Raw genomic sequence first — 261 nt, forward strand, 5'->3', positions numbered from 1 at the left:
GGGTTCCGCCCCACTCGATCGAAGCCGAGCAGGCGGTGCTCGGCGGCCTGATGCTCGACAACCGCGCCTGGGACACGATCGCCGATCGCCTGGTCGCCGGCGACTTCTATCGCCGCGATCACCAGCTCATCTACGAAGCGATCGCCGAGCGCGCCGCACGCGGCGAGCCCTCCGACGCAGTCACGCTGTCCGAGTGGCTCGAGCGCAAAGGCCAGACCGACGAAACCGGCGGCCTGGTCTACCTGGCGGGTCTCGTGCGAG

Annotated in this window: 1 protein-coding gene; it reads left to right on the forward strand. The window is 69.7% G+C overall.

The genetic code is table 11. The features are described from left to right. A partial coding sequence (locus ACLJNW_RS26070) for a DnaB-like helicase N-terminal domain-containing protein (RefSeq protein ID WP_410961485.1) occupies positions 1 to 261 on the forward strand: 261 nt, incomplete at both ends.

The sequence above is a fragment of the Salmonella sp. SAL4457 genome (assembly GCF_046548235.1).
Classification (GTDB): domain Bacteria; phylum Pseudomonadota; class Gammaproteobacteria; order Enterobacterales; family Enterobacteriaceae; genus Salmonella; species Salmonella enterica.